General features: G+C 41.2%; 11 protein-coding genes. 6 read left to right on the forward strand and 5 right to left on the reverse strand.

Features of this window, described 5'->3' with window-relative positions; translation table 11 throughout:
• Positions 1-213: 213 nt before the first annotated feature.
• Complete coding sequence (locus J1N51_RS09895; protein WP_208830882.1) at positions 214-819, forward strand: hypothetical protein; 606 nt, start codon at positions 214-216, stop codon at positions 817-819.
• Between the two features lie 4 nt (positions 820-823).
• Here J1N51_RS09895 and J1N51_RS09900 read toward each other — a convergent pair whose 3' ends face one another.
• The 4 genes from J1N51_RS09900 to J1N51_RS09915 all read right to left on the reverse strand — a co-directional run bounded on the left by J1N51_RS09900 (position 824) and on the right by J1N51_RS09915 (position 4,112).
• Entirely contained in the window at positions 824-1,453 is a 630-nt protein-coding gene (locus J1N51_RS09900) for an Hpt domain-containing protein (protein ID WP_208830884.1), read from the reverse strand.
• Between the two features lie 58 nt (positions 1,454-1,511).
• Entirely contained in the window at positions 1,512-2,438 is a 927-nt protein-coding gene (locus J1N51_RS09905) for a GGDEF domain-containing response regulator (protein ID WP_208830894.1), read from the reverse strand.
• Positions 2,439-2,513: 75 nt separating this feature from the next.
• On the reverse strand, positions 2,514-2,780 hold the full coding sequence (locus J1N51_RS09910; protein WP_208830896.1) for a TIGR03643 family protein: 267 nt from the start codon (positions 2,778-2,780) through the stop codon (positions 2,514-2,516).
• Positions 2,781-2,798: 18 nt separating this feature from the next.
• Positions 2,799-4,112, reverse strand: coding sequence for an ABC1 kinase family protein (locus tag J1N51_RS09915; RefSeq protein ID WP_208830898.1), 1,314 nt, complete (start codon positions 4,110-4,112; stop codon positions 2,799-2,801).
• A 167-nt stretch (positions 4,113-4,279) separates the two neighbouring features.
• Here J1N51_RS09915 and J1N51_RS09920 point away from each other — a divergent pair, with 167 nt between their 5' ends.
• From J1N51_RS09920 to J1N51_RS09930, 3 genes are all read left to right on the forward strand, one after another.
• Positions 4,280-5,455, forward strand: a complete 1,176-nt coding sequence (locus J1N51_RS09920; RefSeq protein WP_208830900.1) for an ABC transporter substrate-binding protein — start codon at positions 4,280-4,282, stop codon at positions 5,453-5,455.
• A 31-nt stretch (positions 5,456-5,486) separates the two neighbouring features.
• Positions 5,487-8,342: an ATP-binding protein gene (locus J1N51_RS09925; protein WP_208830902.1), complete on the forward strand. Its 2,856-nt coding sequence runs from the start codon at positions 5,487-5,489 to the stop codon at positions 8,340-8,342.
• Positions 8,343-8,598: 256 nt separating this feature from the next.
• Positions 8,599-8,790: a hypothetical protein gene (locus J1N51_RS09930; RefSeq protein ID WP_208830904.1), complete on the forward strand. Its 192-nt coding sequence runs from the start codon at positions 8,599-8,601 to the stop codon at positions 8,788-8,790.
• A 14-nt stretch (positions 8,791-8,804) separates the two neighbouring features.
• Here J1N51_RS09930 and J1N51_RS09935 read toward each other — a convergent pair whose 3' ends face one another.
• Positions 8,805-9,506, reverse strand: coding sequence for a hypothetical protein (locus J1N51_RS09935; RefSeq protein ID WP_208830906.1), 702 nt, complete (start codon positions 9,504-9,506; stop codon positions 8,805-8,807).
• 325 nt (positions 9,507-9,831) lie between these two features.
• Between J1N51_RS09935 and J1N51_RS09940 the strand changes: the two genes are divergently transcribed.
• Both J1N51_RS09940 and J1N51_RS09945 read left to right on the forward strand, forming a co-directional pair.
• Positions 9,832-11,022, forward strand: coding sequence for a sensor histidine kinase (locus tag J1N51_RS09940; RefSeq protein WP_208830907.1), 1,191 nt, complete (start codon positions 9,832-9,834; stop codon positions 11,020-11,022).
• A complete protein-coding gene (locus J1N51_RS09945) occupies positions 11,009-11,440 on the forward strand; it encodes a response regulator (protein WP_208830909.1) in 432 nt (143 codons plus the stop codon). The genes J1N51_RS09940 and J1N51_RS09945 overlap by 14 nt, the downstream gene beginning before the upstream one ends.
• Positions 11,441-11,464: the final 24 nt, after the last annotated feature.

Raw genomic sequence — 11,464 nt, forward strand, 5'->3', positions numbered from 1 at the left:
GTCGTAAACCACCTAAACCCTTTAAAATAAAGGCGGCGATTTAACCAAAAATTCAACAGAAAAGCAAAAATAGGCCCAATTTATTGAGTCGAAGCTATGCGCTGGTTTAGGGCAATTAGTTACGAAATGTTTCTTTTAAGGACTTTTGCTTGTTATGAGCAAAGTGTTCGATTAATAATCGTTTTTTAAGCCAGCTTATAAAAGGAGTTAGAGATGAATATTAGGTTACTGTGTGTGACTGCCTGTGTGGTTTTATTATCCGCTTGTATGAGTATGCCGTTAAAGACCATGTACAAAATGAGCCAATTCTCTCCGATGGACATTGAGCCTCAAGGGCTTAGATTAGCGGTTCGAACAGACCAAGGTATTCAACTTCAAAAAGGGGCCGTGACCATTTCCTTTGGATTTGAATCATTGGGAAATGGAGACCTGGCTGCAGTAAAGGAAGACTACGCCTTTAAGGTTGTGATTTTACCTGATGTTAAAACTGGCTTTTCCCCTTTGTTGTTTGACGGTATTGCAGATAATGAGTCAGTAACTGTAATGCAGCTTTCAGAACAAGACGCACAAACCATGGCACAAGCGCAGGCACTGATCCGTCAGTACAAAGCTGCTGATGTTGATATTAATGGGTACTTTTCTTTGGGAATGGAAGGAAAGTGCTTTGGAAATATGTCAGCTTATGAATATTTAGAGGCAGATTTGTTCTTAAAAACCAATACAACCGAAGACTACTTTATCTTCATGGAAGACGTAGACATTATCGAGCAAGCGCAAGACCACGATATCGATTTAAAGCAGATCAACAAATGTGAGTAGGCGTTCAGTTTTTAGAGTCAAGGTCGAGCAATGATTGGTACGCTTCTGAATATTCAAACCGATCGACGAGCTCTAAAACTTGGTCGTATTTTCGATTATTTTGCTCGTGCAATACGCTGCGTAAAATATCGATAAATGGTGAGTTTATATGCTCGTGATGATGCAATTTTTGACGTAATTGTCTCAGCAAAACCACAAGATCAGCGTCTTCATCGTTAGAGAGATCATCTTTATTGATTTTATTCAATTCAAGAATATTTCTGCAATCCACTAGGCTTAATCGCAACACATCAAACAAAGGCGTCATATTAAGGGATTCGATGTCGACCCTCTGTGTAAGTTGCAAATCGAGTTCGGTGCTTATCTCATGGAGTTTTTGCAGACCTAATGCACCGGACGAGCCTTTAAGTGTGTGGATCAGTATATGTAGCTCTGGGCCATTATTAGTTCTGATGGCTGATTCGACATCGTCTCTAAATGTTTCATGTTGTTGAATAAACATTTCTAGCACAACCAGAAATGTTTCGGGCTGATTGAGGTGAGTCACCGTCGCCAGCTCAGGTTGCATGACGTTGAGAGACGATGGGTAGTTCACCGTGGTAGTAGGTTGATCTGCAGATTTAGTTCCGCTCATATACTTTACCTAAACAATAAACACGGATTGGGTTGCCCTGAAGTGTAGCAAAATTTTCCTAAATAGCCGCCAACCACTCTCTACTAGCGATTTGATTACGACCAGATTGTTTGGCTCGATATAGCATAGAATCGGAGTCTTCGATGAGCTCTTTGACCTTGTACTCACAATAACGTGTGTCACTTATACCAATACTTAACGTTACATAATCACTGATAGAAGAATATTCGTGAGGAATCGCACATTCTTGCAAACTTTTTCTAAGCTTTTCGGCAAACACATGTGCACCACTCGTTCCGGTGTTGTAGAGAATAATAGCGAACTCTTCACCACCGATTCGAAATGAAAAATCAGAAGGGCGGCGACATTCTTTGATAATACACTGAGCAACGTCTCGTAAACACCTATCACCTTGCGGGTGACCATAGTTATCGTTATAAGGTTTAAAGAAGTCGATATCTAATGTTAGTAAAGAAACGGGTAAACCTTCGCGCTGACCGCGTTTTATTTCACGTTCGATTTGTTCATCAAAAGCACGGCGGTTGCCAAGTTCTGTTAATGCGTCCACTTTTGCAAAATGTGACAGCAACTTGGTTTTGCGTAGTTGTTGTAACTGTAGCTTAACTCGCGCAATTAAAACGTGTGGATTAACGGGCTTGTAAATATAGTCGTTGGCACCAACCGACAAGCCTTCTGCTTCTTTTTCATTACTGTGATGACCAGTCATAAACACGATACTGAGTTCGTCACTAAACTCTTTCATTGAGCGGATTTCTCGGCAAATATCTATGCCGTTGCCGTCGGGTAAATTGATATCGAGTAAAATCAGATCTATAGGATTAGAATCGAGAACAGAAAATGCCTCGGCACGAGTTTTTGCAACAAATAAATTGTAGTCTGGGTTATTGAGGTGATTTGATATGAGCTTCAGCTGAATGGGATCATCATCTACAATCAGGATTTGCGCTTTTTTTTGTTGTTCCATTTTTCTTTTCAAGCAGTTACCCTTTGCAAACAAGCATACGTCCCGACTTTAGTCATTGCAACTTAAAGTTAAGAGTCACTTTGACTTGTGCTTGTATTGGGTAGCGCAATATCCTCGACTGACATCTTTTGACCTCAAATGTAAATGTTTGGTTTTTCGACCAGAAACCCTGGCTCGCCAATTCTTAAAAGTTTTTTGTTTAAGTTCTTTGCGCATTAACTTTATTGTCTGAGATTCGGTAAGCCCATATTCATCATAAATTGCTTCAAATGGGGTTCTGTCCTCCCAAGCCATTTCAATAATTCGCGAAGTTATTTCGGCATCGAGCTTTTGGTGTGTCATGGTCTTTTTCTCTATCAATTAGTCTGTTAAATAAGGTGCAAACAGTTGTTGGACTGGGACTTTCACTTCTAGCCTTGCGGCAATTAAGTATAGCCCTGCCAATTTCCTATGGATGAACATCGCATCGACTGGTGGGGTGTGCCAGTACCCCTGTTTCATACTGAGCTCTAATCCCATATCTTTTATCTGGCTTGCTAACTCACTTTTTCCGAAGTCAAAATAATCACAACGCAGTGGTGTGGTTGCCAACATAAACATTGATACGACGGTTTCAATCTGCTGTTCTGGAATGTCATTTTGAAAAAAGCCAATGGCTTTGGCTGCATCAATTACTTGTTGCTTGTTGTTATTTGTAGCGGCGCTCAATAACTGTCTGTAGCCTTCTGAAACAGCAAGGGGAATGTCTCTTGTCGCGCCAAAATCCAACAGCTGTATGGTTGATGTTCTTGGATCGTAAAGATAATTTGCGAAATTAGGATCTGATTGCATTTGACGGAATTCGAATAGCTCTTCAAAAAACAGTGCCAACAAGGTCGAGATGATATGTTCGCGATGGGATTGGTCTAGCTCAGTACAAGAAGCTAAGCTCATCCCTTCCAAATACTCCATAGTGATAATGTGTTGTGTGGTCAGCGCGTCATATACTTTGGGGACTGTAATGTCCTTTCTGTGTTGTAAGGCTGAATAAAAATCCTTGAGGTGCTTGGCTTCTAACTTGTAATCAGCTTCGACGTTGAGTTGCCTTTTTACTTCTTCTAAGGTCGGAACCAAATCAACCTCTTTTGGAATAAGACGTGATACGGCGAGTAGAGTTGCGACATTGTCTACATCGCTATTAATGCTATTCGCAATGCCTGGGTACTGAACTTTCACTGCTAATTGTCGGCCATCGGCCAATGTTGCTTTGTGTACCTGACCTATTGATGCTGCAGCAAACGGGCGTAAATCAAAGTAGCTGAAGTTATCTATCCAGTTCTTTCCAAGTTCACTTTCCATAACGCCAATGAGTTGTTTGTGCGGCATTGGTGTTGCTTTGTTGCGGAGCTGTTCTAATAACCCGGACAATTCAGGAGGTAGTAATTCACCTGCATCCATGGATAGTAATTGACCAAGCTTCATCGCCGCACCTCTCAAGTGCGATAGTTTGTCAGCAAGCGCTTTTATATTCTTTGGTTGTAAAACGAGTGCGCCATAACTTCGCTTATCGCCGCGCGACAAATCTTTAACCCGATCGGCAATCACGTTGGTCATAACGTTTCCAGCTAACCCGCCTATATTCACGAGGCGTGCGAGTCTACCGGTAGGTACTTTACGAGTGTTATCACTAGCCATGGGTTTGAATTGGACTCCAATAATTTTGTTTTCACTGATTTAGTACGTCGATAAGTAAAGGTTAGCTCAATCTTCGCAGGGGTAGAGAACAGAATTCCCTGTCCTTTAATTCTTCCCCTAATGCAGAAATCTTGTTTATACTTGAACAAAAATTAACGAGTTTGAATATGCTTAAGCGTTTGTTGCCTCTTGCCTTTTTACTATTACTGCCTCAATTTGGTTGGGCACAAAGTACCGTTAAAATCGGGTTAGATGCCGACATGTCTGCGGTCGCTCAAGAAGGTGGCGTTGCAATTGAGCGTGGAGCTCAATTAGCCATTGACGAAATAAATCAAGCTGGTGGATTACTTGGCAAACGACTTGAACTAATTATAAAAGATCACAAAGGAAATCCGGCTCGTGGCCGATATAACGTGAAGCACTTGGTCAAAGAGGATGGGCTTTTAGCTATCTTAGGTGGTGTGCATACTCCAGTTGTGCTTCAGGAATTGGAGTTGATTCATCAGTATGGAGTGCCTTTTTTAGTGCCTTGGGCAGCAGGCACACCAATAGTAGATAATGGCTTTGATCCTAATTTTGTTTTCAGAGTGTCGGTGCGAGACGCTGAGGCCGCAACAGTTATGTTGCTTCATGCAAAAAAGCAAGGTCACAAAAAGGTAGGTCTACTCTTGGAGCAAACCGGTTGGGGGCGCTCAAACGAGAAGTCGATGTTAAGAGCTGCCGAGCAGTTTGGTGTAGAGGTAAGTCAAATCTCTTGGTTTAACTGGCGCCAACCTTCAATGATTAAAGAAATTGAAAGAATTAAAGAAAGTGGCGCTACGGCGGCACTGTTAGTTGCAAACGCACCTGAGGGAGCGGTTATCGTCAAGGAAGTTGCCGAACATGCGAGTCAGGACTTGGCGATTATTTCTCATTGGGGGATAGTCGGCGGAGAGTTTGTCAAACAAGTGGGGTTACCGACTCTAGGCAAGGTGGACCTGTCTGTTTTACAAACATACAGCTTTGCTAAACCTTATAATAAGGCACTTAATAACCGTGTATTGGAAGCTTACCGCTCTAAGTATGAGGCGGATATACAACCCGAAGCAATACCTGGCGCGGTGGGTGTGGCTCATGCTTATGATTTAGTCAAAATGTTAGCAAAAGCGGTAGAAGCTTCAGGCTCACTAGAATGGAATAAAGTTAGAGAGTCACTTAAAACGATGAAGTCGTTTGACGGATTATTAAAAACATACTTACAACCTTTTTCAGAGTCGCAGGATGCATTATTAGCGCCCGATTACATGATGATGGAATACAATGAGATGGGTCACCTAATCCCAACAGACAATGCTGAAAAATAGACCACTATTTAAAATACTCATAAAGAGGGCGATGCCCAAAGTAATGGCAATGGCTTTGGCCGTTTCTGTTGTGTTGTTTATGAGTTTTTTCTTTTTTATTCAAGATCAGCTCAATAGCCGTCATAAGTCTCAATTAGAGCAAATAGAAAACATCGCTGTTACCAACGTTCAAAACATCGTATCTCAGATTTCGAACCTCGCTAGCAACGACCTCATTATCAACAGTCTCATTGATTTTGAACAACGAGAAAATTACCTGACTGTATTTTTCCAATCATTAAAAATAACGGACTCTGACGACGTTGCGATTGGATTTTTAGACTTTAGTGGCGAACCAATTGTTGTTAATAACTGGTCACTTTTTGAAATGAACCGCGATCACTTCAGCTGGAAAAGCGAGGTGTTTGAGCAGCGTCAGATTAATATTGATATATCCAAACACGGTGTGTTGATTGCCGCGCCAGTGTTGTATGGTGAGTCACCCGAAGGTGCAATTGTTATATACATAAAAAGACTACAGGATGTTTTATCCTACAGTTCGAGCTTGGGCACACAAGTATTGGTCGATGAAGAATACAAAGTCATGTATAGCTCGAATGTCGATTTTTTACCGATTGGTGAAACGGTAAGTCGTCAGCTTTTAGCCAGTTCGTTTTATGTTAAAGCGGAAGGGCGCTGGTGGCGTTCGGTAAGTATTGAGCCTCTAACTCAAGCTTACCGAGATGTATTACAGCTATTTGTAATGGTGTTTTTTTTACTGTTGGTGGTGATATTTGCCACCAACTACAGTGCTCGTATTTCGGCACGTATCGCCAGCCAAGCTTTGACACAGCTAAGAGATAGCATTGCTGAAGCATCTCAAGGACGCAGCCAAATTAATCAGCCGATCAGTCGCCGAGAGCCAAGCGAAATCGTCGCGATCAAAACTTCGTTTAATCACTTGCTTCACGATTTATTAAATACATCTTTGTCTCGAGACCGGTTCGAAAGCGTCATAAATTCAATGTCAGAGCCTCTACTAGTATTGGATTTAGACTACAACTTAGTACTTCAAAACAACAGTATGTTTGAGCTGAGTGAAGAGTTTAGGTTGGCGTTACCCAGAGATTTTAGGACTCTTTTTCCTGAGCAATCATGGGCAGATTTAACCCAACAAAAACTCATTGAAATTGATTACAGCCGTTATCATTCGAGTCGTTTGGCAAGTTTGACACTACAATGGCGACTCAATCAATACATCAGTGATGGTGAAGTGATTGGATACGTATTAGTTGCAGCTGATCTGACAAGCCAAAAACAAATGGCCTTTGAGTTATCTATTAAAAACAGAGCAATTGATGAGGCGAGTACCGCTATTGTTATTTCTGATATGCGTGAAAAAGAGCAGCCTGTGGTTTACGCCAACAAAGCGTTCCTAGACTTGACAGGTTATGAACTCGACGAAGTAATCGGTGAAAACTGCCGAATGCTACAAGGGCCCAAAACGGACCCTAAAAAACGTGCGAGAATATCAAAAGCCATCAAAAACAGAGAGGACTTAGAAATTACGCTTATCAACTACAAAAAAAGTGGTAAGCCTTTCTCGTGTAATTTGACCTTAAGTCCAATCATCAATGAAGCGGATGAATTGACCCATTACATTGGATTTCAGCATGATGTTACGGAGCAACAACGCACAGCAGCATATCTGAAAAAAGCCAAAGAGCGTGCTGAGCAGTCTGCCAAAATGAAATCAGAGTTTTTAGCTAGTATGAGTCATGAGATCCGAACCCCAATGAATGGGGTTATTGGCACGCTTAGTTTGATGTTGAAAGAAGATCTCAATGACCAACAATACGAATACGCTCAGGTTGCGAAAGACAGTGCGGAGTCTTTGTTGTCTCTAATCAATGACATTCTAGACTTTTCAAAAATCGAAGCCGGTAAATTATCGATGGAAAGCGTTGAGGTTGACCTGAGTTCACTAACGCAATCGGTTTATCGAAGCCTAAAACAAACCGTAAACGAAAAAGACATCGAATTTACCCTTGATCTGACCGGACTCAACGATGAGTTTGTTGTGAGCGACAGTAGCCGAATACGTCAGGTTCTCAATAATATAATAGGCAATGCAATTAAGTTTACCGAAAAAGGCAAAGTCGATATCAAGGCAACGACCAAACGATTAAACAATGGCAAAATCGAATGTCGATGGCAGGTGAGTGATACCGGTGTCGGGATCAAAAAAGATCGGATGAAATCGATATTTGATGCCTTCACACAAGCAGATTCGTCGACCACTCGAGAATTTGGCGGTACGGGTTTGGGCTTGTCCATATCAAAACAGTTGTGTGACTTGATGGGCGGAGACATTGAAATAGAGAGTGAATATGGCGTAGGCAGTACCTTTACTTTTTACATTTTGGCAAAACCGGCCTCTAAAAAAGTTATCGATAAGCCGTTAGAGGTTCAGCAAAATAATAGTGACTTTGAGCCTATATCATTATCTGCCCTTCTGGTTGAAGACAACATGGTTAATCAAATGGTCGCCAAAAAAATATTGGCAGATTGTGGGTTATCGGTAGAAGTCGTCGGTAACGGTGAACTCGCTTTAGGAAAATTAAAAAACGTTAAGCGAGAGCAATTTGATCTTATTTTTATGGACTGTCACATGCCTGTTATGGATGGTTATGACGCAACACGCGCTATACGCCGTGGTGATGTTGGTGAACACTGGCGTGATGTTCCTATTATTGCGATGACTGCTAATGCCATGAAAGGCGACAAAGAAAAGTGCCTTGAAGCGGGTATGAGTGATTACACTGCGAAGCCGATTGAAATTGAAGTATTAAAGTCGCTGCTCTCAGCTTGGCAGACAAAGTTAAAATCCGGTGCTTCTTTTTACTAGCCATATGCGCAAACTTCGAGATTACATAACATTGCTGAATAGTTAACAACCTTGCACAGGTCTTGTGCAAGGTTGTTTTACTTCTCCCCTTAAAAGTGCACAAAACGGTCACTCAACCGTTACCTAAAATTCACATTTCTTATCCTATCAGTGACCTATACTCATTTGCGCAGACGGGCACAGTTCTTTCATTGCTCTTAATTCCAAACGATTTATCGAGTTGATTACGTTTACAGTACATACCGGAGAAAACGTTATGCGAGGTCTAAAAGAGTTATTTCAAGAAGCGGCTAATGAGTTTTATCAATTAACTCATCTTGGAGTGAGTCAGTTTGATATGGACGCCGAACAACTCAAGTCCGACATCGATTTAGATTTATTTGGTGAAGAAAGCCGTCATCTTCTGGAAACAAAAAAGAAAAAGCTAGGTCGCGATTATACAACCTAGCAGTCGATGGCCTGTTATTTACTTTCCGATTTACGTCGAGTGAATAACAGAGCGATACCCGCAAACAACATGGCAAATACAGAAGGTTCAGAAACCTCTGTCACTGCTGTTGAAGGGTCTGTCGCACCTGTGTTGTTGACAACCTGCTCTGGTGGGTTGACTGGCGTCATGTCAATGTAAAGAGCATGACCTACATAGTCCTTACGAGCATCTAAAAACATTCCGTTCGAGCTATCGAGTAAAACCTGGTACTTGTCATCCGAGCGATTGTAGCTGTATTTTATGACTTTTTTTGTGTTGCTTCTGCGATAAGTTTTTGTGATCGCAAGACCCGACTTATAATCCGTCGAAAAGCTTGTATAACCTAACGAATTAAATAACGGTACTGGATCGTTCGTAGGACTAATACCAGTAAATGTTGAGCTACTGCTGTGAGTTGAGGCATTGAAACTACTCAGCAAAGTTTGAAAATCGTATACACTTGCGTACTTAAAGCCATATAACGAGTCATTGACATCGTTAATACGATTTAAGACTGTTTCATATGATAAGTTGGTTGTGTAGGTCCAATCTAACCATCCTAAGTTAGTATTCGTATCGAGAGTTAAAAGACCATCATTTGTTGTAAACAAGTCTTCTGTAATGATACTTGCTTGCGTTGCCATACTTGAAACTACAAGTGAAGCGGCTAATGCTACCTTTGCGGTACTGCGCATAATTTCTCCATTGACTAGGGGTACAAACAATACCAAAAACGGCCCCCCTAAAACTCCATTTTTAGTAATCTTTAAGTCAAAGGAAGTGCCCATTACCTATAATGGAAAAACAGTCCTTGTTTAAATGTATTTATCTACGCAATAAATGTGCGCATTGTACCAAAATTTGGCACTAACTTCCTAGCCATGCACGTGAAAATTAATTGATCTAGTCGCTAGGAAGAGGCAGTAGGGAAATGGAGCAAAGCTTTAACAAGACGCCTGATAGATAACACAAAAAAATCTGCTATACATAAAAGGTACTCCGTTTAAATGGTATTGCAGGATGTTAAACACATTATTCAAAAGCGACTTTATGCCGCATGGAATGTGTTATCTTTGGGAGCCGGGATTAGTTTGGCTACATGTTGTCTCTGATGCACTTATTTTTCTTTCTTACATAAGTATTCCGCTGACTTTAATTTATATATTAAAGCAGCGTTCTGACCTGATATTTTCAAAAATCATGGCGCTGTTTGGCGCATTTGTTTTGCTGTGTGGTTTTACCCATTTGTTATCAGTTTGGAACGTTTGGAATGGTACCTATTGGTTTAGTGGTGGAGTTAAGTCTCTTACCGCGCTTGTCTCAGTAGCAACTGCTTATATGCTTTGGAAGTTGGTTCCTTCTCTAAAAGAAATCCCCACCGTCGAAAAGTTAAAAATTGAAGTTGAGCGTCGCGAAAAAGCTGAAGCTGAACTTTCTCAAAAAGCACAAAAGCTCGCACAAGAATCACATCGTCTAGCCGAGTTAAACGATGAGCTCAAAGCATTTGCCTATGCCTCATCACATGATCTGAAGTCTCCTCTTCGGGGCATTAAACAGCTTGCCAGTTGGATTGAGGAAGACTTAGAAGATGAAGGAATGGAACTACCAGATGACTCTAAAGAGCACTTTGAGTTACTCAAATCTCGGATCACCCGAATGGAGAGGCTGCTTGATGACTTACTTGAATATTCAAAAGCGGGTCACGCAACCGGAGATATCTCAGAAGTAAATGTTAAATCAACCGCTGAAGATCTCTTTGAGTTATTAAATACCAAAGGAACAGTCACGTTACACATGGATGATTCATTACCGAGCTTCGACACCGTTGAGCAACCATTTTCATTGGTATTAAGAAACTTACTGGACAACGCAATCAAACACAGTGATAAGTCGGATGGCCATGTTTGGGTCGGTTTTAACGACCAAAATACCCACTACGAATTCAGTGTCACTGATGACGGTCCGGGCGTAAAACCAGAAGACTTTGAAAAAATCGTCAAGATATTTAGCAAGCTCAAACCCAAAGATGAAGTTGAAGGGAGTGGCATGGGGTTAGCCATTATCAACAAAATCATCAATCGAGTCGGTGGTAGGTTAAATTTTGAATGTGAGGAAGGCAAAGGCTTAACGGTGAAGTTTACCTGGCCGAAGCAAATACAGAAAAACCCAAGTCATTCTAACAACGAGGAGATAGCAGATGCCGCAATCTGATAACTACAATGAAGTATCTATTTTGTTGGTAGAGGACGATGACATAGATGCGCAAGGCATGAAACGAGCGTTTAAAAAAATGCGAATTCTCAATCCAATGACACGGGTACAAAATGGATTTGAAGCACTAGAAGCACTGAAAAGTGACAGTGTGCCTAAACCTCGGATCGTGTTGTTAGACTTACATATGCCAAAAATGAATGGCCTTGAATTTTTGGAACATATTCGTAATGACGACTCATTGGAAGACACCGTTGTGTTTGTGTTAACAACGTCAAAATCTGAAGAGGACATGACCGCAGCTTACAAACAAAATATTGCAGGGTATATCGTCAAAACAGAATTGGATACGTCATTTCAACAGTTGGTAAATCTGCTGACATCATATTGGCGTGTTATCGAATTGCCCAAGAACTAATTGCCCTATGGAATATTGTGAGTA

This window comes from Psychrosphaera ytuae, from assembly GCF_017638545.1.
GTDB lineage: Bacteria > Pseudomonadota > Gammaproteobacteria > Enterobacterales > Alteromonadaceae > Psychrosphaera > Psychrosphaera ytuae.